Source organism: Burkholderia sp. AU33423, from assembly GCF_002223135.1.
GTDB lineage: Bacteria > Pseudomonadota > Gammaproteobacteria > Burkholderiales > Burkholderiaceae > Burkholderia > Burkholderia lata_D.
Map to the genome: position 1 here is coordinate 1 of NZ_NKFH01000008.1, position 24,191 is coordinate 24,191.

The window sequence follows — 24,191 nt, forward strand, 5'->3', positions numbered from 1 at the left end:
ATGAATCACTTCATAAACCTGACTTACTTTAGTGTGAGACTCTTGATACTTTCGCTATCTGATCCGAGGATCAGCTCGCTTTCATCAAGCGCCCACACTTATCGGCTGTTAATTTTTAAAGAGCATTTCTGCGAGAAACTTCGTGTTTCTCAGCAGCGCTGCGTTTTCAGCAGCAGAGAAGCGAGATTATGAACCGTGTTTCGCAGCTCGTCAACAACTTTTTAAACTACATCGTTGCGACTGCGGGGCTCAACTTCCAGGCCAGCTGTGCGCCTCAGACTCCAGCACACCACCCACCTTGCTTCCCTTCTCCCGCGCCGCGTTTCCGTTAGCGCGAAAGAGGCGTGATTGTAGGCAGCCTCTTCGATCTGCGCAAGGGGTTTCTCAAAAATATAAGGCCCCGCACGCTGCCGCGTGCGGGGCCTTATATATAGAAGCAGCCGAACCGTCAGGCCGCGCGCACCTGGCGCGCGACGATCTCCATATAGTGATCGAGATCCGGCGTCGCCTTGCCTGCTTCCTTCGCCGTATCGTCCCAGCGGCGCAGACGCAGCGCGTCCTCGGCGAATGGGCGCTGCAGGAACGCCGCCGTCTCCTCTTCACTGAAGATGCCGCCCTGCAGCGCGAGGCTGCGCACCGAGTCCGGCGACAGGCTCTCGAAGTAGCCGGCGTCCGTGCGGCACAGGCAGCGCTTCGCGTCGACGTGCAGCCGGATCGGCTCCAGCACCGCGTCGGAAAACAGCGGCCGCAGGAACGGCAGCACGTAATACTGATGCAGATCGTCGATCCCGCGCGCGCTCGGCGTCTCGCCCTGGCGATTCAGCAGATGCCCGAGGTCATGCAGGAATGCCGCCGCGACCAGCGCTTCGTCAGCCCCCGCCTCTTCCGCCAGCAATCCGCTCTGCAATGCATGCTCGAGCTGCGTGACCGGCTCACCGCTATAGGCCACATGGCCATGCTCGCGATACAGCCCGTGGATCTCTTCCATCGTCAATGCCATTCGTTCACTCCCAAGGCAGCGAAAACGTCTTCAGGTTCGTGAAGCTCTTCATGGCCTCCTGAACGCCTTCCTTGTAACCGAGCCCCGAATCCTTGATCCCGCCGAACGGCGACAGCTCGATCCGGTATCCGGGCACTTCCCAGACATTCACCGTGCCGACGTTCAGCTCGTTCACGAACCGCACGACCGCCGCCGTGCTGTCGGTACAGACGCCCGACGACAGTCCGAACGCCGTCCCGTTGCTGATCCGGATCGCGTCGTCGATCGTATCGAACGTGATCACCGGCGATACCGGCCCGAAGGTCTCCTCGCGCACGATCGTCATCGATGGATCGACGTTGTCGAGCACCGTCGGCGCATACAGCGCGCCGCGCCGCACGTTGCCGGTCAGCAGGCGCGCGCCCTGCGCCACCGCCGCTTCCACGCGCGCCTCGAACAACCGCGCCGCGTCCTCGTCGATCACCGTGCCCATTTCGTTGGCGGGATCGAACGGATCGCCGTATTTCCATGCGCGCGTCTTCTCGACGAGCAATTCGGTGAACGCGGGCGCGATCGAGCGCTGTACTAGCATCCGCTTGACCGCCGTGCAGCGCTGGCCCGAATTCCGGTACGAGCCGAGCACGGCCAGCGACGCCGCGCGTTCGAGATCCGCATCGTCGAGCACGATCAGCGGATCGTTGCCACCCAGCTCCAGCACGATGCGGCGGTAGCCGGCCCGCGCGGCAATCGCCTTGCCGATCGCCACGCCGCCCGTAAACGTAATCAGCGACGCATGCGGGTGCGTGACGAGTTCGTCCGCGATCTCGCGCGGCTCGCCGGTCAGCACCTGCAGCATCGGCTCCGGCAGCCCGGCTTCATACAGCAGATCGGCCAGGTAGAACGCCGACAGCGGCACCTTCTCCGACGGCTTCACGATCACGCGGTTGTTGGTCGCGATCGCCGGCGCGATCTTGTGCGCCACCTGGTTCATCGGATGATTGAACGGTGTGATCGCGACGATCACACCGTCGAGCGGCTGCCGCTGCGAGAACACGCGGCGCGCCTTGCCGTGGGGCGTCAGGTCGCACGAGAAACTCTGCGCGTCGTCGCGCAGCGCCTCGACCGCCGCAAACTTCAACACGTCGGCCACGCGGCCGATCTCGTAGCGGGAGTCCTGTTTCGACAGCCCCGATTCGAGCGTGATCAGGTCGGACGCTTCCTCGGTGCGCTCGCGCAACAGTGCGGCCGCACGCTCGAGGATCTGCGAACGCTCGTACCGCGTGAGCTTCGGCCGGTACGCCATCGCGTAGTCGAATGCCGCGCGCACATCGTCGACGCTCGCCAGCGGCGCCGTCCCGACGCGTGTACCCGTGTAAGGGTCCATGACGTCGAGCGTGCGTTCCCGCGTCGCGCGCGTGCCGCACCAGCGCAGCGCCTCCGCGCGAAACGCCGGGTGATCGTGTCGGGGATGAGCCATCATGTCGCGACCCGGTTCAGCACGAAATCGAACACGTCGAAGTTGCGCGGCCGACGCGCAGGATCGGCCGGCTCGATACGGCGATTGAACAGCAGCGGCACTTCCTGCTCCGACACGCCGCCATGCGAACGCAGCGGCACCGTGAGGCCCGACAGATCGTGTTCGCGCTCGCGCGTGCCGAGCGTCATGTCGCGGCGGCCGATCACGACGAGATCGCCGATCCGGTCGGCCGGCAGCTCGAAACGGGCGGCGGCTTCCGCGTTGTCGAGCACGAGTTCGACGCCGTCGAGGTCGCCGACACGCCACATCGCCTCGGCCCGGTCGACGCCCGGCGCTAGATAGATGGTCGCAAACGAGCCGAGCGCGCCGTGATGCACGACGTACGGATCGGTAATCGGCAGGATCACGCGCGCAGCCTGCGCGCCGTACCAGCCGTCGAATGCGTCCTGCAGATAGATGACGTTCGGCCGGCCCGTCGCGGGATCGTGCTTCGCGTTCATCCCGTGGTCGGCCGTCAGCCCGATCGCCCAGCCGAGCGCGTCGAGCTGCGCGAGGTAGCCGTCCATCATCGCGTAGAACGCGTTCGCGCCGGCACTGCCCGGCTCGCACTTGTGCTGCACGTAATCGGTGGTCGACAGGTACATCAGGTCGACCTGACGCGTCTGCGCCAGCCGCACGCCGGCCGCGAACACGAATTCGGACAACGCCGCGCTGTAGACGTCCGGCGACGGCAGGCCGACCCAGTCGAGCACGTCGACGATCCCGTTTTCCGCGAGATTCGCCTGCGCGGCCTTCTCGGCCGAAAAGCAGATGCCGTTCAGCTGCCAGCCGAGCAGCCGGCGCAGCTTGTCCTTCGCCGTCACGACGGCGACCCGCGCACCGGCGTCGGACGCCGCCGCGAGCAACGTGCCGGCCCGCAGGTAGGCCGGGTCGTTCATCATGACTTCGGCGCCGCGCCCGCCGTCGGCGGCCGGATCCCAGAAGTAGTTGCCGCAGATGCCGTGGACCGACGGCGGCACGCCGCAGACGATCGACAGGTTGTTCGGGTTGGTGAAGGTCGGCACGACACAATCGGCGCGCCAGGCCGTGCCTTCCGCGATCATCCGGCCAATGAACGGCGCGACGCCCGCTGCCACCGCCCGTTCGAGATAGTCGTACTCGCAGCCGTCGACGCAGACGACCACGGTCGGCTCGACCGGCAGCCGGTAGTGCCGGCCGTTGACGTCGACGGAACGCCCCGCAAGCCCCGTCGATGCGCCGGCTGCCGACGCTTCGCCAGGCTGGCGCAATGCGAACGCGGCGTTCATGATGCCACCCGCTTGCCGCGCGGCACGCGCGCAGCGATCAGCAGCAGCGCCGCGAGCGACGCGCCGAGCATCAGCAGTGACAGTGCCGATGCCGGAAGGTAATACCCGCGCTCCACCTGGCCGATCACGACGATCGGCACGGTGGCGAAGCCGGGCGGATAAACCGTCAGCGTCGCGCCGAGCTCGCCGAGCGACAGCGCAAAACCGAGCGCGAGGCTCGCGCGCAGCGCCGGCACGAGCTGCGGCAGCAGCACGCGACGCAGCACCATCGCGGGCGGCGCACCGAGGCTCGCCGCCGCTTCGCGCAGCACGGTCAGTTCCGGACGCAGCGCAGCGGCCGCGCAGCGATAGCAGAACGGCAAAATCAGCGCGAGCTGCACGAGCACTACGATTGCCGCCGAGCTCGACAGGTCGACCGGCTTCTGGTGATACGCGATCAGCACCGCGAGCCCGAGCACGACACTCGGCACACCGTTCGGCACCATCACGAGCGCATCGACCACCGCGCCGAGGCCGCGCCGGTCGCGCCCTTCGAGCGCCAGCGCAAGCCACAGCCCGAGGATCGTGCCGACTGCCGACACGCCGAAGCCGATTTCCAGGCTCGTCAGCAGCGCGTCGTATTCCGGCGACCCGAGACGCTCGAACCAGCGCAGGCTGTAGCCGGCCGGCAAAATCGTGCCCGACCACTGCGTCGACACGCTCGACAGCGCGACGACGATGACGGGCAACACGAACAGCCAGAAGCACGCGAACGCGGCCAGCGCGAGCGCCACACGCGACGCATGCTTGAGCACCGTGTCGCCCCAGCCGATCTGGTGGCGCGGCACGGCTTGCCCGATACGAAATTCAGCGGACATCGTTTCCTCCCGTCGCACGCCGGTTCACGCGGCGATAAACCGCATACAGCGCCAGCGACAGCGCGAGCATCACGACCGCGCCGGCCGACGCGGTCGGCAGGTCGAGGTCGACGGTCGCGCTGCTGTAGATCGCAACCGGCAGCGTCACGAGCCGTGCGCTGCCGAGCACGAGCAGAATCCCGAATTCGTTCAACGTCAGCAGGAAACACAGCACGGTACCGGCGGCGATGCCCGGCCACGCGATCGGCAGCACGACGCGGCGCGCCAGCATCCAGCCGGACGCGCCGAGGCTGCGCGCGGCTTCGATCAGCCGCAGGTCGAGCGTCGCGAACGACGCGAGCGTCGGCCGCACGACGAACGGCGTATAGAACACGGTCTGCGCGAGGATCACGCCGCCGATGCCGAACAGGAAATCGAGCGGCGGATTCTCGAGATGGAACAGGTGCTGCAGCGCGATGCTGATCGAGCCTTGCGAGCCGTACAGGAAGATCAGCGTGAACGCGACGAGGAACGACGGGAACGCGACGTACAGTTCCAGGAAACGCGTGACGAGCGATGCGCCCGGAAACGGCTTGAAGAACAGCAGCGCGGCCAGCAGCACGCCGAGCACCGACGCGGTGCCGGCGCTCGCGAACAGCACACCCAGTGTGGTCAGCAGCACGCTGCGCGTATCGGGGTTGCCGAAGAACGTGCGGTACGCGGCGAAACTCAGCCCGTGGTCGCCCGACACGCTCAGCAGCACGAGCCGCACCAGCGGATAGACGACGAGCGGGCCCAGCAGGACGATCGCGAGCGCGGCCAGGTGCAGGTCGCCCATGCGCTTGCGGCGCCGCGCGGCGGCGGCGTGCGCGGCGGCCGACGCGAGCACGTGCGGCGGCAGGCCGGCTTCAGGGCTCGATAAGGACGACATCGTCTGCCTCGCAATGCAGGGAAACGCGCGCACCGCGCTCGGGAGCCGCACCGCGGCCGCGTTGCATCGTGACGCGCACGGGCTCGTCGGGGGCCGCATCGATCGTGACCGCGATCGACAGGTCCGCGCCCTGCCATTCGACGGACGACACCGTGCCGTGCAGCCCGCCCGCGGCCGGCGGCATCAGGGTCAGGCGCTCGGGGCGCACGCAGGCCACCTTGCCGCGCACTTCGTGGCGCGGATCGCCGAGCGGGAAGATCACGTGCGGCGGCAGCAGGTTCGCCGGACCGAGATAGCGTGCGACGTAGCCGTCCTGCGGCGCGTCGTACAGCTGCTGCGGCGTACCGAGCTGAGCAATGTGGCCGTCGCGCATCAGCAGCGCGCGATCGGACAGCACGAGTGCGTCGTCGCGGTCGTGCGTCACGCAGACGACGGTCAGGTTCGGCAGGCGCTCGTGCAGCGCCTTCAGTTCGCTGCGCACCGATGCGCGCAGGTTGGCGTCGAGCGCCGACAGCGGCTCGTCGAGCAGCAGCACGTCCGGCTCGATCACAAGCGCGCGCGCCAGCGCGACGCGCTGCTGCATCCCGCCCGACAGTTGCGCGGGCAGGTGATGGCCCGCATCGCCGAGCTGCACGAGCTTCAGCGCGTCGGCGACGCGGCGCGTCACTTCCGACGACGCCATGCCGCGTGCGCGCAGCCCGAATGCGACGTTCTCGAACACCGTCAGGTGCGGGAACAGCGCGTAATTCTGGAACAGCAGACCGAGGTTGCGCTTGTGCGGCGGCGCATAGGTCAGGTCGCGTCCGGCCACGGTCAGCGTGCCGGTCAGGCCGTCGGCCTTCACGAACCCGGCGATGAAGCGCAGCAGCGTGGTCTTGCCGCAGCCGCTCTTGCCGAGCACGGTCAGAAATTCACCGGCACCGATCGACAGCGACAGATCTTCCAGCACCGTGCGTGCGCCGTAGCGCACGCTCAGGTGTTCGATCTGCACGCCGCCCGGCGCGCCGGACCGCAGCGTTGCCTGCGGTTCGGCGGCGCCGAATGCGCCGGGATGGGTCAGGGTGGTTTCCACCGGGTTCATCCTCTTGCTCACAAATACAGGCGGCGTGCGCCGATCACTTCGGCTTGACGACGTCGAGCTGCTTGCCCGAGCTGCCGATCACGTCCTTCTTCCAGCGCTCGATCCACACCGGCTTCTTCGCCATCACCTGGGTCCAGTCGACCGGGATCAGCTTCACGCCCGCGATCGCCTTCTTGACCGCTTCGCCGTTCTTGCCGGCCAGCGGCACGTCCGTGCGGCCCGGGATGCCGTACATGTCCGGCACCTTCGACTGCACGTCCGTCGACATCAGGTAGTCGATCAGCTTCTTGCCGGCATCCTGGTTCGGGCCGCTCTTGATCAGGCCGATGCCGTACGGGAGCTGGAACGTGGTCGGCTGGTCGCCATCCTTCGCAGCCAGGAAGATCGGCTTGACGGACAGCGCGCCGTGTTCGGCATCGTCGAGGTCCATCTGCAGGTCGCCGTTCGCGACGCTGATTTCGTTACGCGACAGCAGCACGTTCAGGTAGCCCGTGCCCTTCGTGTGGAACTTCACGCTCTGCGACAGTTTCGCGAGGTAGTCGAACGCCTTGTCCTCGCCCATCAGCGACGTCGTCAGGATCAGCACGGCCATCCCGTCGCCGGCGGTGGCCGGGTTCGAGTACGCGACCTTGCCGGCATAGGTCGGCGCAAGCAGATCCGCGAACGTCTTCGGCTGGCTCTTCACGACGTCCGGGTTGATCGCGAACGAGAAGTAGTTGTTCACGAACGTCGCCCACGTGCCGTCCTCGGCCTTCGCGATGGCCGGCACGTTTTTGTAGTTCACGCTCTGGTACGCCTGCAGCAGGCCCATCTGGCCCGCTTGCTGAATGAACGGCGGCAGCGTGACGATCACGTCGGCCTTCGGGGAGTTCTTCTCGATGTTCGCGCGGTTGACGACTTCGCCGCTGCCCGCCGTCACGATGTTGACCTTGACGCCTTCCTTCTTCTCGAAAGCCGGCAGCACATCGCGATAGAGGTTCTCGAGACCGTCTGCCGTATACAGCACGACCGCGCTCGCCGCATGGGCGGGCAGCGCGGCGCCCATCAGACCGGCGACGCTGGCGGCCAGCGCAAGCTTGCGGAACGCGCCGGCAGCGGCGCGCGAGGGTTTCTGCAGTGTCATCTGACTTCTCCGTAGGCGGAACACCAAATGGCCGGGGCACGATCCGGCTCTCCTGTTATCTCTGGGCGGGGCCGCTCGACGGCCCGCCTCGCTGCCGCGCCGAGGTGAGGTTTCGCGCGGCAAGCGAAGGATCACAGCGTTCGATGACAAACCCGTGACGAATGCGGCAATTTCCAAAAAATGACACATTTTGCCAATATCATGCAAGTCATTCAGAAATGCCGCCCGGCGTTTCTTCCGATCTTTGCAAGGGAAAAGCCATGTCCGATCCGATTCTTCTTACGCCCGGCCCGCTCACCACGTCCGCCACAACGCGCCACGCAATGCAACATGACTGGGGCTCGTGGGATGCCGCCTTCAATCAGTGCCGATGCAGGGCAGCGGCACGTTCTCGGTCGAAGCCGCGCTCGGCACGCTGGTGCCGCGTGACGGCGTCGTGCTGGTGCCCGACAACGGCGCGTACTGCGCGCGCATCCTGAAGATCCTCGGCCGGCTCAGTATCGAAGCAATCGCGTTGCCGTTCGGCGAGGACGCGGCCGTCGATCCGGCCGCGCTCGAAGCCGCGTTCGTGCGCGAGCCGCGCATCACGCACGTCGCGCAGGTGCATCTGGAGACGAGCGCCGGCATCCTGAACCCGCTCGACGACATCGCCGGCGTGTGCCGGCGCCACGGCAAGCGGCTGATCGTCGACGCGATGAGCTCGTTCGGCGCGCTGCCAATCAAGCTGGCGGGCAGCGGCATCGATGCGCTGATCTCGGCGAGCGGGAAGTGCCTGGAAGGCGTGCCGGGGATGGGGTTCGCGATCGTGCGGCGCGACGCGCTCGACGCGAGCGAAGGCAACTCGCCGTCGCTCGCGCTCGATCTCCACGATCAGTACGCATACCTGCGCAAGACGGGCCAGTGGCGCTTCACACCGCCGACGCACGTGATCGCCGCGCTGCGCGCCGCGCTCGACCAGTATCTCGCCGAAGGCGGCCAGCCGGCGCGTGGGGCGCGCTATGCGGACAACTGCCGGACGCTGGTCGAATCGATGCACGCGCTCGGCTTCACGCCGTTCCTCGATCCGAGCGTGCAGGCGCCGGTGATCGTCACGTTCCACGCGCCCGACCACCCGGCCTACGATTTCCGCCGCTTCTACGACGCGGTGCGCGACGCGGGCTTCATCCTGTATCCGGGCAAGCTCACGCAGCTCGAGACGTTCCGTGTCGGCTGCATCGGCGCGATCGACTCGAACGATATCCGGCGCGCGGTTGCGGCAATTGCGCAGGCGGTCGAATCGCTCGGCATCGCGGTGCAGCGCGCGTAAGCGCCGTACCACGCCAGCCGGCTCAACCGCCGGCGCGCGCACGCAAAAAAGCCCGGCGGCCTTGCGGCTGCCGGGCTAACGCACAGGATCTGCGTGGAGCCGATGCTTACAGCTCGATCCGCTTGATGTCGCCGACCACGAAGATGTACGACGCGGCACCGATCAGCGCGATCACGCCGATGAACACGAGCGCGCCGACGAACGACCCGGTCGACGCGACGATGAAGCCGACCACGAGCGGCGTGACGATGCCCGCCAGGTTCGCCGCGAAGTTGAAGATGCCGCCCGTGACGCCGAGCAGGCCGTCCGGCGCGATGTCCGACACGAGCGTCCAGCCGAGTGCGGCCATCCCCTGCGCGAAGAATGCGACCGACATGATCGCGATCACGGCCTCGTTGCTCTGTACGTAGTTCGCGAGAATGATCGTCGACGCGAGCAGCAGGCCGGCGATGATCGGCAGCTTGCGCGCGAGGTTCGCGGACTTGCCGCGACGCAGCAACCAGTCGGAGAAGATTCCGCCGAACATCACGCCGACCGACGCGGCGATGAACGGCATCACCGCGAAGAAGCCGATCTTCAGCCAGCCCATGTGGCGTTCGGTGGCGAGGTAGGTCGGGAACCAGGTCAGGAAGAACACGAGCGTCGAGTTGCCGGCGAACTGGCCGAGGCAGATGCCCGCGAGCTGGCGCTTCTTCACCAACTGGCCGACCATCGACCAGCTGAACTTGGCCTGCGCCGGCTTGTCGCCCTTGTCGCCGCTCTTGCGCGCACCATGCACGAGACCGCCGCCCGCCTCGATATAGGCCAGCTCCTCCGAATTCGCACCCGGATGGTTGCGCGGCTCGTGGTAGAACTTCCACCAGACCAGGCCGAACACGATACCAACCGTGCCGACGACCCAGAACAGCGAGCGCCAGCCGAACGCACCCATCAGCGCGAACAGCACCGGGCTGAAGAACGCGAGGCCGATGTACTCGCCGACGGTGTAGGTACCCGTCGCCATCGCACGCTCGTTCTGCGGGAACCACGTCGCGACGACACGGCTGTTGGTCGGGAAGCACGGCGCTTCCGTCACGCCGAGACCGAGCCGGCAAGCGAGCAGCGTCGCGACGCCCGGCACGAAGCCTTGCAGGAACGTGCACAGCGACCACAGCGTCATCGACCAGTAATAGGTGATCTTGCTGCCGAAGCGGTCGAGGAACAGGCCGCCGGGAACCTGCATCGCGACATACGTCCACGAAAACGCGGAAAACATGATGCCCATCACGGCCGCGTTGATGCCGAGCTCCTTGGTGAGCTGCGGCGCAGCCACCCCCAGCACGGTGCGGTCGAGATAGTTGATCATCGTGCCGATCGCGAGCAGCGCGAGAATCTTGTAGCGCGCCGAAGTGCGCCGGACGGTGCCGGACGCCTGCGCCGGCGCGGCGCTCGTGTGGGTGGTGTGCTGCATGGTCGTCTCCTGGTCTCTTTCTGTGTCTGTAAGGGGGTCAGCGCGCGACGAGCGACTGAAAGTGATCGAACATCCGCTCGGCGTCGGGCGTGCGTCCGGTGAAGATCTCGAACGCGTCGACCGCCTGGTAGACGGCCATCCCGCCACCCGGCAGCGTGGCGCAGCCGGCCGCGCGCGCCGCGTGGATCAGTTCGGTTTCGAGCGGGAAGTACACGATGTCGGCCACCCACATGCCCGCGTGGAGCAGCTCGGCCGGCAGCGGCAGGCCCGGATGCTTGGCCATGCCGGTGGGCGTGCAGTGGATCAGGCCCGTCGCGGCGCGCATCGCGCTCGCGAGATCGCCGCCGGGCGCGACCCGGGCCGCGGGAAAGCGCTCCTGCAGTTCGGCCGCAAGCGCGGTGGCGCGCGTGCCGTCGACATCGAAAATCGTCAGTTCGGCCGCGCCCATCTGCAGCGCCGCATGCGCCACGGCCGCGCCCGCACCGCCCGCGCCGAGCTGGACGACGCGTTCGAGCGACGCATCGGGCAACCCGCGGCGGAACGATTTCGCGAAACCCGACCAGTCGGTGTTGTGGCCGATCCGCTTGCCGTCCTTGAACAGCACGGTGTTCACCGCGCCGAGCGCGCGCGCATCGTCCGACAGTTCATCGAGGTGCTCGATCACGCGCTGCTTGCACGGGTGCGTGATGTTCAGGCCGTTGTAGCCCATCCGCTGCGCGGCATCGAGCAGTTGCGGCAGTGCGTCGACGGTCAAGCCGAGCACGTCGAGATCGATGCGCCGGTAGACATAGCCGAACCCCTGGCGGAACCCTTCTTCCTCGTGCATCGCGGGCGACAGCGAGCCGCCGATGCCCTGGCCGATCAGGCCGATCAGAAACGACGGGCGGCTCATCGTGCGGCCCCCTGCGCGAACAGCGTCGCCAGACGCTGCAGCGCGAACACGTAGCCTTCGGTGCCGCAGCCGCAGATCACGGCTTCGGCGAGCGCCGACACGTAAGAATGGTGACGGAACGCCTCGCGGCGATGCACGTTCGAGATATGCACTTCGATCACCGGCTTCGCGATCGCGGAAAGCGCGTCGGCCAGCGCCACCGACGTATGCGTATAGGCGGCCGGGTTGATCACGATGCCGTGCGTGTCGTGACGCGCGGCGTGCAGCCAGTCGATCAGCTGGTGCTCGGCGTTCGACTGGCGGAAGTCGATTTCCAGCCCGAGCGCCTCGCCCGCCGTACGGCAGCGCTGCTCGACATCGGCGAGCGTTTCCGCGCCGTAGATATGGGGCTCGCGCGTCCCCAGCAGATTCAGGTTCGGGCCGTTCAGCACCAGCACCTTGTGCTTGCTCATGGTGATTCTGCTCCTAAAACAGGGGCGGACCGTGACCGGCATCGCCTCGAAAACATCGGGATTTGGCGCTAGTGTGCGCCCGGGAACGCGGGCTGTCTTTTCGGGTTTTCGCTAATTTGTACCACCTAGTTAGTTTGTACAATACGTATCACTAGCCCAGTAAATTCGGGATATGGCGTTCGCCGGAAGTACAACGACTGGTTCATTCAGGGTCGATTCAACCGACGCCATGCCCCGCTCATCCGCAGGAATCGCCCATGCAGCGCTCGATCGCCACCGTGTCACTGTCCGGCACGCTCGCCGAGAAACTCGCCGCCGTCCAGGCCGCAGGCTTCGACGGCGTCGAAATCTTCGAAAACGACCTCGTCTACTTCGATGGATCGCCGGCCGACGTCCGGCGCATGGCCGCCGATCTCGGCCTCGACATCGTGCTGTTCCAGCCGTTTCGCGACTTCGAGGGGGTAAGCGCGGCCCAGCTCGCCCGCAACCTCGACCGGATCAAGCGCAAGTTCGACGTGATGCATGCGCTCGGCACCGACCGCATCCTGGTGTGCAGCAACGTGTCGGCCGACACGATCGCGGACGACGGGCTGCTCGTCGACCAGCTCGGCGCGCTTGCCGAAGCCGCACGGCAGGCCGGCGTGGTCGCCGCGTACGAAGCGCTCGCGTGGGGCCGCGTCGTGAAGCGCTACGGCCATGCGTGGAAACTCGTGAATGCCGTGAACAGCCCGCATCTCGGCCTGGCGCTCGACAGCTTCCATACACTGTCGCTCGACGATTCGCCGGACGCGATCGCCGACATCCCCGGCGACCGGATCGCATTCGTGCAGATCGCCGATGCGCCGAAGCTCGTGATGGACGTGCTCGAATGGAGCCGCCATTTCCGCTCGTTCCCGGGCCAGGGCGACTTCGACCTCGCACGCTTCACCGCGCGCGTGATCGAGTCGGGCTATACGGGGCCGCTGTCGCTCGAGATCTTCAACGACGGCTTCCGCGCGGCGCCGACCGCGATCACGGCTGCCGACGGCCATCGCTCGCTGCTTTATCTGGAAGAACTGACGCGCGAACGGCTCGCGCAGGACGGCCGCGCGCCGGCCGCCAGCCAGCCGCTGTTCGCACCGCCGGCACCGCCCGCGCACGTCGGGTTCCAGTTCATCGAATTCGCGGTCGATGCGCAGGCGGCGGCGACCGTCGGCGAATGGCTCGGCCGGATGCGCTTCCGGCTCGCGGGCCGCCATCGCTCGAAGGACGTGACGCTGTTCCAGCACGGCGCCGCGTCGATCGTGCTGAACGCCGAGCGCGACTCGTTCGCCGATGCGTTCTTCCAGCAGCACGGGCTGTCGCTGTGCGCATCGGCATTCCGCGTCGACGACGCGAAAGTGGCGTTCGAACGTGCGGCCGGCTTCGGCTATGCGCCGTTCTCCGGCCGCGTCGGGCCGAACGAGCGCGTGATGCCGAGCGTGCAGGCGCCGGACGGCAGCCTCGAATACTTCGTCGACGAAGCGCCGAACGCGCCGACGCTGTACGAATCGGACTTCGTGCTGACCGACATCGACGGCCCGAGCGAAGTCGGCCCGCTGACCGGTATCGACCACGTGTGCCTTGCGCTGCCGGCCGACGCGCTCGATACGTGGATCCTGTTCTTCAAGACGGCATTCGGCTTCGAGGCCGAGCGCAGCTGGCTCGTGCCCGACCCATACGGGCTGATGCGCAGCCGCGCGGTGCGCAGCGCCGACGGCTCGGTGCGGATCGCGCTGAACGCGTCGGTCGACCGGCACACGGCGGTTGCCGAATCGCTCGACCGCTACCACGGCACGGGGCTGAACCACGTCGCGTTCCGCACCGACGACATCGTGAAGACGATCGCCGCATTCGCGGCCGACGGCATTCCGTTCCTGCGCATTCCGCCGAACTACTACGACGATCTCGCCGCACGCTATGCGCTGCCGGACGACCTGATCGACACGCTGAGCACGCATCACCTGCTGTACGACCGCGACGAGCACGGCGGCGAATTCCTGCATGCGTATACAGAACTGGTCGACAACCGCTTCTCGCTCGAGATCGTCGAGCGGCGCGGCGGATATGACGGCTACGGGGCGACGAACGCGGCCGTGCGGCTCGCCGCACAGGCGCAGCGCAGGAAATGACGACAGGGCGCTGATCAGGATCAAGGAGCACATCACATTCGCGGCCCGCGGCGACTTCGAAGGGCCGCACCCGCGCGCACCATCGTGGTGAATCTCCCGGGCCGCGCCCCTGCCCGCACGGCTCGCCGCGATCGGGCGGGAAACCGCATTCCATATGGCGTTACATCCGGTAACCCGTACCGCAGCGCAGCATCCCGTCACCCGCCCTGGTTTTAAGAATCGCTTAAGTCTTCGACGGCACCATCCGCAACCAGTACCCGATGGTTATCTCGAAAAGGAGGAAAGCGATGAGCGCCGTAGAAGCACCCGCGGGCCGCCCGGCCGCGCCCCCTGCAAAGAAGACGATGCTGCGCCGCCTGCTCAGTCATCATGAAATCGCGACGCTGCTCGTGCTGCTGCACGCACCGATCGGCGCCAATGCCAAACCCGAACTGCCTGCGCTGCAGGAAGCCGGTCTCGTCGAGATGGTCAAGCTCGACACCGAAACGGCACCCAGCTTCCGGCTGACCGAAGACGGCACCGCCGTCCTGAAAGGGCTCGGCTACCGCTGAGCCGCCGTTTTCATCCCTGTCCCGTTTTCCCGCATCACCCCGATCCCAGCGACCCGCCGGCCCTTTCGGCGTGTCGCGTCACCCTGCCCGCTCCTGCAGCATCAACCGGTATTCCGTCGGCGTCACGCCGACCGTCGCCTTGAACTGGCGCGTGAACGCGCTGTGGTCCGTATAGCCGCATAGCGCCGCGACGTCGGTCACCTTGTCGTGCGTGACGAGCAGCGCGGTGGCCGCATCGAGCCGCGTCTTCAGCAGCACCTGGCGCGGCGTCAGGTGGAACACCTTGTGGAAATAGCGCTCGAGTTGCGCGACCGACATCCCCGCCATCTGCGCGAGATGCTTCAGGTTCAGCGGCTGCACGTAGTGATCCTGGATGTGCTGGACGACGTCGGCGAGCCGGCTGTACGCCGGGTGCGATCCCTCGTGCGCCTTCAGGTCGCGCGAGATGCCCGCGAGGCCGATCACCCTGCCCGCGGCGTCGCGCAGCGGCTCCTTGCAGGTCAGGCACCAGCCCGGCTGACGGCCCGGATACAGGTGCAGCTCGAGTTGGTCCACCAATTGCTGGCCGGCGTTGATCGTCGCCATGTCCTGCTCGAAATAGCTGCGGCCGAAGCGGCGCGGAAACACTTCGTCGGCCGTCTTGCCGAGCAGGTCGCGCTTGTCCTTGTAGCCGCAGCGCATCGCCAGCGTGCGGTTGACGATCGCGTAGCGGCCGCTCGCATCCTTCACGAAGAATGCGACGTCCGGCAGTGCATCGAACACCGGTTCGAGCAGGCGGAAGTGCGCAAGCATCGCGCCGAGATCGGCGTTGTCGGGCTGGTAACGCAACGGTTCGGACAGGCTCATGGGCGGTACGGCAAGCAAGGGCGTCATCCCGGCAACCGCAATGCGAGTGGCAGATGGCGTCGATTATAGAAGCGCCCCTTCGATCGCGTCGCGTCGATCGCAAAGGCGGGCAAGTTGGCGGCGGCCATCGCAACGCGCCGCCGATCGGCCGGCATCGTCACGCGACATACGTTGCGTGCGCAACCACTGCGCCGAGCGTGCGGCGGCCGGCCGCGAATCCGCTTGCGTCGATGCAACCCCCACGCGTGCGCCGGGGCCTGCATGCCGCGCGCGGACTGGCGCGTTCGCATACCGGCACCGCACGCCCGAACTCGCCAGCATAAAAATGCGAACGTGCAGCGTCTTGGCGCGTTTGCGCATTCGGCGTGACGATTTCGGCATATATCAGGGTTATCGACGATATGCCGATATCGTCGCCGGCCGCGCATCGAACGCGCAAGACGCACGCATTTTCGCTATCTAGACTTCGCTTCACGGTCACGAGACGACCTCACGCCGCGGCAGCAATCGGCATGCATGGCCTGCGGCATCGGCCATCAGGTGCGCCGATTTCGGCACAGCCCGGACAGCACGCGGCAAGCGCGCACGGCCCTCGCATCGGCCTGCCGACCGAACCGTCTCGCCCGGTTTACCGGCGCCGGCCCACCAGCCGGCGGCGGCCCAACCACGCCATCAAGGGGAAGTGAAAGTGAAGCTGAAGGTATCGCACGTCGCGCTGGCCGCTGCCTGCGCACTGTCGGGCGCGCACGCCATCGCCGCCGACGTCGTCAAGATCGGTTTCGCCGCACCGCTGACCGGCCCGCAGTCGAACTACGGCACGGACATGCAAAAGGGCGTGCAGCTCGCGATCGCCGATTTCAATGCGACGCGTCCGACGATCGGCGGCAAGCCCGTCACGTTCCAGCTCGACTCGCAGGACGACCAGGCCGACCCGCGCACGGGCACGACCGTCGCGCAGCGGCTGATCGACGACAACGTCCGCGGGATCATCGGACACTTCAACTCGGGCACGAGCATTCCCGCGTCCGACCTGTACGATCGCGCGGGGCTGCCGCAGATCTCGATGGCCACGTCGCCGCAATACACGGCGCGCGGCTACAAGACGACCTACCGGCTGCTGACGAGCGACGCGCAGGCGGGCCGCATCGTCGGCACGTACGCGGTGAAGACGCTGCGCTTCAAGCGCATCGCGATCATCGACGACCGCACGGCCTACGGCCAGGGCATCGCCGACGAATTCGCGAAGGCCGTCGAAGCGGCGGGCGGCACGATCATCAAGCGCGACTTCACGAACGACAAGGCACTCGATTTCTCCGCGATCCTGACCAACCTCAAGGGGATGAACCCGGACGCGATCTTCTACGGCGGCGGCGACGCGCAATCGTCGCCGATGATCCGCAAGATGCGCCAGCTGGGGATGAAGTCGGCGTTCGTGACGGGCGAGATGTCGCGTTCGCCGACGTTCCTGAAGGTCGGCGGCGACGCGGCCGAAGGTGCGATCGTCTACATGGGCGGGCTGCCGAAGGAAAAGATGCCCGGCTTCGCCGGCTACGCGGCACGCTACAAGGCGCGCTTCAACGAAGACGTGATCACCTACTCGCCGTACTCGTACGACGGCACGATCGCGCTGCTCACCGCGATGAAGGATGCGAACTCGACTGACCCGAAGGTGTACACGCCGTATCTCGGCAAGGTGTCGGTCAAGGGCGTGTCGGCCCCCAGCATCGCGTACGACACGAAGGGCGACCTGAGGGATGCGCCGGTGACGATCTACAAGGTCGAGCACGGCGCGTTCAAGCCGGTCGATACGATCGCCGGCAACTGATACGCGAGACCCTGCCCCGCGCGGCGCGTCAGCGGCTCACCGGCCGCCCGCGCCGCGCGCGCTTTTGCGTCTGCGTCTGCGTCTGCGTCGGCTTCGGCTTCGGCTTCGCGATCCGAACCGCTCCCTGGCGCGCGCCCACGCGCGTGCATTTCGCGCTCCTGTAGAATCCCCCCACCCGCTTTGACGCTTCGTCTTCGCCGCGCCCCATCCCGGTGCGGCGGTGCATGTTTCGTGCCTCACCCGGCACGCGCCACGCTTCGACGAGGCAAGCCGCGCCTTGTCAGTCCATGCCGAAAAGCGGGCCCTGGAGACGCAGCACCGACAACTACATTCGAAAACCGATCGTCCTGACCATGCAAGCTTCCGAATTGAGCGGCGTGCCTCGCGCCGCCGAACGCGCGCTCACGCGCAGCGACTACAAGACCCTTGGCCTTGCCGCACTCGGCGGCGCCCTCGAGTTCTACGACTTCATCATCTTCGTGTTCTTCGCGCCGGCGATTGGGCAACTGTTCTTCCCGCACGACATTCCCGACTGGCTGCGCCAGTTGCAGACGTTCGGCATCTTCGCGGCCGGCTATCTCGCGCGCCCGCTCGGCGGCGTGATCATGGCGCACTTCGGCGACCTGTTCGGCCGCAAGCGGATGTTCACGCTGAGCGTGCTGATGATGTCCGTGCCGACGCTGCTGATGGGCCTGCTGCCGACCTACGACACGATCGGCATCCTCGCGCCGGTGTTGCTGCTGCTGTTCCGCGTGCTGCAGGGCGCGGCCGTCGGCGGCGAAGTGCCGGGCGCATGGGTGTTCGTGTCCGAGCACGTGCCGTCGCGCCACATCGGCTATGCGTGCGGCACGCTGACCGCGGGCCTGACCGCCGGCATCCTGCTCGGCTCGCTGGTCGCCGCCGGCATCAACAGCCGTTACTCGACCGCCGAAGTCGGCGCGTTCGCGTGGCGCATCCCGTTCCTGCTCGGCGGCGTGTTCGGCCTGTTCTCGGTGTACCTGCGCCGCTGGCTGCACGAGACGCCGGTGTTCGCCGAGATGAAGGCGAAGAAGGCGCTCGCGGCCGAGATTCCGCTGAAGGCCGTGCTGCGTGACCACGGCCGCGCGGTGATCGTGTCGATGCTGCTCACGTGGATGCTGTCGGCCGCGATCGTCGTCGTGATCCTGATGACGCCCGCGCTGCTGCAGAAGCAGTTCCACCTGACGCCCGCGACGACGCTGTTCGCGAACAGCGTCGCGACGCTGTGCCTGACGGCCGGCTGCATCACCGCGGGTTCGCTCGCGGGCTGGATCGGCGCGAAGCGTGTGCTCGGCATCGGCGGCATCGGGCTGGCCGCGTGCTACTACCTGCTGTTCGCGCAGGTCGCGGCCGACGCGTCGACGCTGCCGCTCTACTACGGGATCGCAGGCTTCATGGTCGGCACGATCGGCGCGGTGCCGTTCGTGATGGTCAAGAGCTTCCCGGCCGTCGTGCGCTTCTCGGGCATCTCGTTCTCGTACAACGTCGCGTATGCGATCTTCGGCGGCCTCACGCCGGTGATCGTGTCGCTGATGATGAAGTCGAATCCGCTCGCACCGGTGGTGTACGTCGCCGCGATCTGCGTGCTCGGCGCGATCGCCGTGCAGTTCTCGAAGGATGCGAAGGACGTGAAGGCCACGCACTGAGCGCCGGCGCGTACGCGCGCTCCATGAACAAAGGGCCGAATCCCGCGACGTGCGGGATTCGGCCCTTTTGTCTTGCTCGGCGCCGTAGCGCGCGTTGCTCAGTTCAGCGCAGCACGCCGTACGACGAACTCGGCCGGCGCAGCGCGTCGATGCTCGCGCCGCCGGCGCCGGTGACGAACAGCAGCAGGAACCCGCCGGCGATCGCGACGTTCTTCCAGAAGTGAATCACCATGTCGTGCTGGACGGCGGCGTTCGTCGCGTCCCAGAAATTGTGCCCGACCATCGCGGTCGCGATCGTGTAGACCGCCAACAGCAACGCGAGCGGCCGTACCTTGTAGCCGACGATCAGCAGCAGGCCGCCGAGCCCCTCTATCGCGACGACGATCGGCGCGACGACCTGTTGATAGGGCACGTTCATCCCGTGCAGATACGCGACGAAGTCGCTGTAGCCGAGCAGCTTCATCACGCCGCCCCACAGGAACAACGCCGCCAGCGCCAGGCGCGCGAAAAAAATGACGCCGGAATCGACGGAACGCGTCATGCCTCTCTCCTCGTATGCAATTCGGCCGTCCGCGCGGGGCGCGCCCGGGCGGTTCGGCGCCGCGCGCCCCTGCGGGGCCCGCGGCAAATGGGCCAGCATAGACAGAGTTTCGGCCGTGTCCAAGAAAAAGGTTGTAGCAAATCTTTACACGGCGGCGGCCGCGAGGCCCGAAGGCGGCGGGATCGAAAGGCGTTTAGCCCGCGTCGCTCAACAACACGCCCTTCTTGAAGATGAAGCAACCGTAGCCGCGCAGCTCGCCGGTGACGATCACCGCGTAAGCCTGCTGCGCGCGCTCGTAGAACGCGAACCGGTCGACACCCGTAAGCGGCACCGCGCGCCCTTCCGCGCGGTCGATCTCGGCCTGCACCTCGCGCTGCACGGGCGGCACCGCCGCCGCATCGCCGACGACTTCCATCCGCCACGCGGGCGTGTCGACGAACGTGTCGAGCGGCAGCACGGACAACACCGCACGCACGACGCGTGCCGAATCCGCGCCGTCGATCCGCAATGCGCGGCCGACCACCGTGTGCTCCGCGACGGATTCCGCCGGGAAGTTTGCATCGCAGATCGCGATTTCGTCGCCGTGGCCCATCGCGCGCAGCGTGTGCAGGATGTCGGCGTGCAGCAGCGGGTCGAGATTCTTCAGCATGTCGGCTAGTCTCCGGGATCAGGAACGAACCGCATAACGTTACCCGATCCCGGTGGCCGCTGCGCGTGCATCGCTCGCGTCACGACGCCGCGGCCGGCATTTCGTCGATGAAGCCCGTCACTGACGCGAGGCGGCCCGACGCGTCGACGGTGCCGAAGTCCGAACCCTTCACGATCGCCGCGCCATCGGGCGACACGAGCGCCCACGAGAAGCGCAGGTGCGGGCCGAACCCGTCGACGTCGGTCGTGCGGCGGAAGCGGAACGCGGGGAAGCGCGCCTGCACGGCCGCGATCATCGCGTCGATGCCGGCGTGGCCGTCGCCGGTCATCAGCGGATCGCGATAGGCCGCGTCGCTCGCGTAGGTCGCGTCGATCAGCGCGCGGCGACGCGCGACGTCGGGTTCGTTCCAGGCGTCGATGTAGCGGTCGATCAGGTCGGCGTGAACGGACGAAGCGGACGATGCGGATTGGGCGGTGTTCATGGCGAGGCTCCTTGGGTCGATGAGAGGACGATGTCGCGAACGTCGCGCGTTGCGTATTGCGTGTTCGCGTGCAGACATCGTCGCCGGCCTCGCGCGAGCGGTCGATTACGTGACAGGTAAGGAATTCGCACCCTCTGCGCGAGAGGTGCTGCGTGCACTGGATCGTGAATTCACCGCCGCAATGACAACGGGCGCCCGAAGGCGCCCGCATCGTTCGGCGGCAACGGCCGCGCGCGTCAGGTCACCGGCGCCGGGTTGAACAGCGTCAGCGCATTCGCGAGCTTCCATTGCTCGGCCCACGTGCGGCGCTTGCCGCTCGCGACGTCGAGCATCAACCGGAACAGTGCCCAGCCCGTGTCCTCGATCGTGGCCGCGCCGGTCGCGATCTGCCCCGCGTCGAGATCCATCAGGTCGTGCCAGCGGCGCGCGAGATCGCTGCGCGTCGCGACCTTGATCACCGGCACCTGCGCGAGGCCGTACGGCGTGCCGCGGCCCGTCGTGAAAATATGCAGGTTCATCCCGGCTGCGAGCTGCAGCGTGCCGCAAATAAAGTCGCTCGCGGGCGTCGCCGCATACAGCAGCCCCTTCTGCTTCGCTCGATCGCCGGGACGCACGACGCCGGCGATCGGCGCGCTGCCCGACTTCACGATCGAGCCCATCGCCTTCTCGACGATGTTCGACAGGCCGCCCTTCTTGTTGCCGGGCGTCGTGTTCGCGCTGCGGTCGACGCGGCCGCGCTGCAGGTAGCGGTCGTACCAGTCCATCTCGCGGATGATCTCGCGCGCCACGTCCTCGTTCGCCGCCCGTGACGTGAGCTGCGCGACACCGTCGCGCACTTCCGTCACCTCGGAGAACATGATCGTCGCGCCCGCACGCACCAGCAGATCGGCCGCGAAGCCGACGGCCGGGTTCGCGGTGAGCCCCGAGAACGCGTCGCTGCCGCCGCACTGCACGCCGACGACGAGATCCGATGCCGGGCACGTCTCGCGGCGGCGGCGGTTGAGCCGCTCGAGATGCGATTCGGCCATCTTCATGATCGAGTCGATCATCGAGTTGAAGCCGACGTGCGCGGCGTCCTGCAGGCACACCACGCCGCCGTTGTCGGTCGCACCGTCGGCCGCGACCGGAATCGTGCCGGGCGGCAGCAGGCGCTCGGGCTGCAGCTTCTCGCAGCCGAGGCTCACGGTCATCACCTCGCCGCCGAAGTTCGGATTCAGGCTGATGTTGCGCAGCGTGCGGATCGGGATGTCGGCGTCGGGCGCGTCGATCGCCACGCCGCACCCGTACGCGTGTTCGAGCCCGACCACGTCGTCGACGTTCGGGTAGCGCGGCAGCAGCTCGTCCTTGATCCGCTTCACCGCGTGCTCGACGACGCCCGACACGCACTGCACGGTTGTCGTGATCGCGAGGATGTTGCGCGTGCCGACCGAGCCGTCGGCGTTACGGAAACCCTCGAACGTATAGCCTTCGAGCGGCGGCAGCGGCGGCGCGGCGCGGGTTGCAAGCGGCAGGTCGTCGAGCCCCGGCGGTTCGGGCATGCGCATCGTGCGTTCGTTGACCCAGCTGCCGCGGCGCAGCTCGACCAGCGCATAGCCGATCACCACGTTGTAGCGGACGATCGGGTCGCCGGCCGCGAGGTCGACCAGCGCAACCTTGTGCCCCTGCGGCACGCCTTCGCGCAACGTCAGCCCGTCGGCGAACGTCGCGCCCTCGGGCAAGCCGCCGTCGTTGACGACGATCGCGACGTTGTCGTCCGGATGCACACGGATATAGAGCGGGGAAGCAGTCATCGGAATTCCTGGAAGCTGTCTGCGATATCGTTAGTCATCATACGACATTCAACCTCAGTCGACGATGCTGCGTAAACCCTTATCCGGAAAGACCCTACCCTTGACCCGCCAGCAAACCGCTTGCGCCGCTCTTTCTTGCGTTGTACGATGACATACAACGACATCGCCAATTCGGCTCGTATGCCGTTCCCGACGAACCAGCACTCGCGCTAGACGGACGACACCCACCATGACTTCACCGCAAGAACTCAAACAGATCATCTCCCACGGCCTGCTGTCGTTTCCGCTGACGGATTTCGACGCCGACGGCAGCTTCCGCCCGTCCACCTATGCCGAGCGCCTGGAATGGCTCGCGCCGTACGGTGCGAGCGCGCTGTTCGCGGCCGGCGGCACCGGTGAATTCTTCTCGCTTACGCAGCGCGAGTATTCGGACGTGATCCGTGTCGCGACGGAAACCTGCAAGGGCAAGGTGCCGATCCTCGCCGGCGCGGGCGGTGCGACGCGCGTCGCGATCGAATATGCGCAGGAGGCCGAGCGCCTCGGCGCGAGCGGCGTGCTGCTGATGCCGCATTACCTGACCGAAGCCAGCCAGGAAGGGATCGCCGACCACGTCGAGCAGGTGTGCGGTGCGCTGAAGATCGGTGTCGTGGTGTACAACCGCGCGAATTCGAAACTGAACGCCGACATGCTCGAGCGCCTCGCCGATCGTTGCCCGAACCTGATCGGCTTCAAGGACGGTGTCGGCGAAATCGAAAGCATGGTGACGATCCGCCGCCGCCTCGGCGACCGTTTCGCCTACCTCGGCGGCCTGCCGACGGCTGAAGTCTATGCGGCCGCGTACAAGGCGCTCGGCGTGCCGGTGTATTCGTCGGCCGTGTTCAACTTCATCCCGAAGACGGCGATGGCATTCTACGAAGCGATCGCGAAGGACGACCACGCCACGGTCGGCCGCCTGATCGACGAATTCTTCCTGCCGTACCTGAAGATCCGCAATCGCCGCGCGGGCTATGCGGTCAGCATCGTGAAGGCGGGCGCGAAGCTCGTCGGCCATGACGCAGGCCCGGTGCGTGCGCCGCTCGTCGACCTGACCGATGAAGAAGCGGCCGAGCTCGACGTGCTGATCAAGAAGATGGGCCCGCAGTAAGCGGCGTTCGCCGGCGGCGCGCGATCTTCATCGGCGCCGCACGCCGGCTCCCCCGCGTGCCGTATCCGCATCACGCAATGGCCGCGCGGCTCGACGAGCCGGCGCGGCCATTGCGTTACATCTGCGCGATCGCGCCGATGATCCGCTGACGCACGCCGGCGAGCGTGCGCTGCGTCTCGTCGATTCCCTTGCGCGCCGCGATCGGCCGGCCGCGCGCGGGCGACTCGGCACCCACGATCTGTTCCAGCACGTCGCGATCGACGACCGCATCGAAGAACCGCCCGACCGTCAACATCGCGTACTGCTTCGCGGTCGCGAGATGCGTGTTGGCCTGCGTCAGTTCTTCGGCGCGCTGCGCACCGTTGGGCTCGTCGATGCTGCGGCGGTGCTTCAGCGCGAACACCACCGCCTCCATGTCGTGCCTGAAACGCTCGACGGCCCTGCCGAAGGTCAACGAATGCGGATCGGAACCCGCGACGGGCCGCCCCTGGTTGATCGTCACATCGAATTCGCTGCCGCCCAGCTCGCGCTGCAGCGCGAACAGCGCGTCGGCCAGCACGCGCCCTTCGCTGTATTCGCCGATCTGGGTACGGACCGACTTCGCGACGTCGCCGATCGCTTTCCACAACCCGGCCGCGAACAGGTGGTCGCCACGTTTGCTGATGTTCATGATGCCGTTCCCTCTTGGTCTTTTTTCTGGATCTCTCAGGTTTCGC

21 protein-coding genes and 1 pseudogene are annotated in these 24,191 nt (G+C 66.9%); 6 read left to right on the top strand and 16 right to left on the bottom strand.

Annotated elements, in window-relative coordinates; translation table 11 throughout:
* Positions 1–448 precede the first annotated feature (448 nt).
* From CFB50_RS31305 to phnS, 7 genes are read right to left on the bottom strand one after another with little or no spacing between them, the layout of a single operon-like run.
* Positions 449–1,000 (bottom strand): phosphonate degradation HD-domain oxygenase, encoded by a 552-nt coding sequence (locus CFB50_RS31305; RefSeq protein WP_089448466.1) that lies wholly within the window; start codon positions 998–1,000, stop codon positions 449–451.
* 4 nt (positions 1,001–1,004) lie between these two features.
* Positions 1,005–2,459, bottom strand: coding sequence for a phosphonoacetaldehyde dehydrogenase (gene phnY, locus CFB50_RS31310; RefSeq protein ID WP_089448467.1), 1,455 nt, complete (start codon positions 2,457–2,459; stop codon positions 1,005–1,007).
* Positions 2,456–3,763 (bottom strand): phosphonoacetate hydrolase, encoded by a 1,308-nt coding sequence (phnA, locus tag CFB50_RS31315; RefSeq protein WP_179254255.1) that lies wholly within the window; start codon positions 3,761–3,763, stop codon positions 2,456–2,458. The genes phnY and phnA overlap by 4 nt, the downstream gene beginning before the upstream one ends.
* The gene (gene phnV / locus CFB50_RS31320; protein WP_059487360.1) at positions 3,760–4,620 is read right to left on the bottom strand and encodes a 2-aminoethylphosphonate ABC transport system, membrane component PhnV; all 861 of its coding nucleotides are present in this window, start codon (positions 4,618–4,620) and stop codon (positions 3,760–3,762) included. The genes phnA and phnV overlap by 4 nt, the downstream gene beginning before the upstream one ends.
* The gene (locus CFB50_RS31325; protein ID WP_069252528.1) at positions 4,610–5,530 is read right to left on the bottom strand and encodes a 2-aminoethylphosphonate ABC transporter permease subunit; all 921 of its coding nucleotides are present in this window, start codon (positions 5,528–5,530) and stop codon (positions 4,610–4,612) included. Before CFB50_RS31325 ends, phnV begins: the two co-directional genes overlap by 11 nt.
* Complete coding sequence (gene phnT, locus CFB50_RS31330; RefSeq protein WP_011353963.1) at positions 5,508–6,611, bottom strand: 2-aminoethylphosphonate ABC transport system ATP-binding subunit PhnT; 1,104 nt, start codon at positions 6,609–6,611, stop codon at positions 5,508–5,510. The genes CFB50_RS31325 and phnT overlap by 23 nt, the downstream gene beginning before the upstream one ends.
* A gap of 34 nt (positions 6,612–6,645) precedes the next feature.
* Positions 6,646–7,734, bottom strand: a complete 1,089-nt coding sequence (gene phnS, locus CFB50_RS31335; protein WP_089448468.1) for a 2-aminoethylphosphonate ABC transporter substrate-binding protein — start codon at positions 7,732–7,734, stop codon at positions 6,646–6,648.
* A gap of 260 nt (positions 7,735–7,994) precedes the next feature.
* Between phnS and CFB50_RS31340 the strand changes: the two are divergent.
* Positions 7,995–9,040 (top strand): annotated as a pseudogene (locus CFB50_RS31340) (2-aminoethylphosphonate--pyruvate transaminase).
* Between the two features lie 106 nt (positions 9,041–9,146).
* On the opposite strand, the gene CFB50_RS31345 reads toward CFB50_RS31340, so the two are convergent.
* From CFB50_RS31345 to aroQ, 3 genes are read right to left on the bottom strand one after another with little or no spacing between them, the layout of a single operon-like run.
* Complete coding sequence (locus CFB50_RS31345; protein WP_089448469.1) at positions 9,147–10,490, bottom strand: MFS transporter; 1,344 nt, start codon at positions 10,488–10,490, stop codon at positions 9,147–9,149.
* A 37-nt stretch (positions 10,491–10,527) separates the two neighbouring features.
* The gene (locus CFB50_RS31350) at positions 10,528–11,382 is read right to left on the bottom strand and encodes a shikimate dehydrogenase (RefSeq protein WP_089448470.1); all 855 of its coding nucleotides are present in this window, start codon (positions 11,380–11,382) and stop codon (positions 10,528–10,530) included.
* On the bottom strand, positions 11,379–11,834 hold the full coding sequence (aroQ, locus tag CFB50_RS31355) for a type II 3-dehydroquinate dehydratase (protein ID WP_089429019.1): 456 nt from the start codon (positions 11,832–11,834) through the stop codon (positions 11,379–11,381). The genes CFB50_RS31350 and aroQ overlap by 4 nt, the downstream gene beginning before the upstream one ends.
* A 257-nt stretch (positions 11,835–12,091) precedes the next feature.
* Here aroQ and CFB50_RS31360 point away from each other — a divergent pair, with 257 nt between their 5' ends.
* Together CFB50_RS31360 and CFB50_RS31365 are read left to right on the top strand one after the other, a co-directional pair.
* Positions 12,092–13,984 carry a bifunctional sugar phosphate isomerase/epimerase/4-hydroxyphenylpyruvate dioxygenase family protein gene (locus CFB50_RS31360; protein WP_089448471.1) on the top strand — a complete coding sequence of 631 codons (1,893 nt, stop codon included), beginning with the start codon at positions 12,092–12,094 and terminating at the stop codon, positions 13,982–13,984.
* A 287-nt stretch (positions 13,985–14,271) separates the two neighbouring features.
* Positions 14,272–14,535, top strand: a complete 264-nt coding sequence (locus CFB50_RS31365) for a hypothetical protein (protein WP_039367795.1) — start codon at positions 14,272–14,274, stop codon at positions 14,533–14,535.
* 78 nt (positions 14,536–14,613) lie between these two features.
* Here CFB50_RS31365 and CFB50_RS31370 read toward each other — a convergent pair whose 3' ends face one another.
* Positions 14,614–15,408, bottom strand: a complete 795-nt coding sequence (locus CFB50_RS31370; protein WP_089448472.1) for an AraC family transcriptional regulator — start codon at positions 15,406–15,408, stop codon at positions 14,614–14,616.
* 661 nt (positions 15,409–16,069) lie between these two features.
* On the opposite strand from CFB50_RS31370, the gene CFB50_RS31380 reads away from it, so the two are divergent.
* Complete coding sequence (locus tag CFB50_RS31380) at positions 16,070–17,206, top strand: branched-chain amino acid ABC transporter substrate-binding protein (protein ID WP_089433550.1); 1,137 nt, start codon at positions 16,070–16,072, stop codon at positions 17,204–17,206.
* Positions 17,207–17,559: 353 nt separating this feature from the next.
* Positions 17,560–18,870, top strand: coding sequence for an MFS transporter (locus tag CFB50_RS31390; RefSeq protein ID WP_069252538.1), 1,311 nt, complete (start codon positions 17,560–17,562; stop codon positions 18,868–18,870).
* A 103-nt stretch (positions 18,871–18,973) separates the two neighbouring features.
* On the opposite strand, the gene CFB50_RS31395 is transcribed toward CFB50_RS31390, so the two are convergent.
* The 4 genes from CFB50_RS31395 to garD all read right to left on the bottom strand — a co-directional run bounded on the left by CFB50_RS31395 (position 18,974) and on the right by garD (position 22,331).
* Positions 18,974–19,411 carry a DoxX family protein gene (locus CFB50_RS31395; protein WP_089448475.1) on the bottom strand — a complete coding sequence of 146 codons (438 nt, stop codon included), beginning with the start codon at positions 19,409–19,411 and terminating at the stop codon, positions 18,974–18,976.
* Between the two features lie 193 nt (positions 19,412–19,604).
* Positions 19,605–20,060, bottom strand: coding sequence for an RbsD/FucU family protein (locus CFB50_RS31400; RefSeq protein ID WP_069252540.1), 456 nt, complete (start codon positions 20,058–20,060; stop codon positions 19,605–19,607).
* Positions 20,061–20,139: 79 nt separating this feature from the next.
* Positions 20,140–20,541 carry a nuclear transport factor 2 family protein gene (locus CFB50_RS31405; protein WP_069252541.1) on the bottom strand — a complete coding sequence of 134 codons (402 nt, stop codon included), beginning with the start codon at positions 20,539–20,541 and terminating at the stop codon, positions 20,140–20,142.
* Between the two features lie 236 nt (positions 20,542–20,777).
* On the bottom strand, positions 20,778–22,331 hold the full coding sequence (gene garD, locus CFB50_RS31410; protein WP_089448476.1) for a galactarate dehydratase: 1,554 nt from the start codon (positions 22,329–22,331) through the stop codon (positions 20,778–20,780).
* A 229-nt stretch (positions 22,332–22,560) separates the two neighbouring features.
* Here garD and kdgD point away from each other — a divergent pair, with 229 nt between their 5' ends.
* The gene (kdgD, locus tag CFB50_RS31415) at positions 22,561–23,475 is read left to right on the top strand and encodes a 5-dehydro-4-deoxyglucarate dehydratase (protein WP_089448477.1); all 915 of its coding nucleotides are present in this window, start codon (positions 22,561–22,563) and stop codon (positions 23,473–23,475) included.
* 115 nt (positions 23,476–23,590) lie between these two features.
* On the opposite strand, the gene CFB50_RS31420 is transcribed toward kdgD, so the two are convergent.
* On the bottom strand, positions 23,591–24,145 hold the full coding sequence (locus tag CFB50_RS31420; protein WP_069252543.1) for a hypothetical protein: 555 nt from the start codon (positions 24,143–24,145) through the stop codon (positions 23,591–23,593).
* Positions 24,146–24,191: the final 46 nt, after the last annotated feature.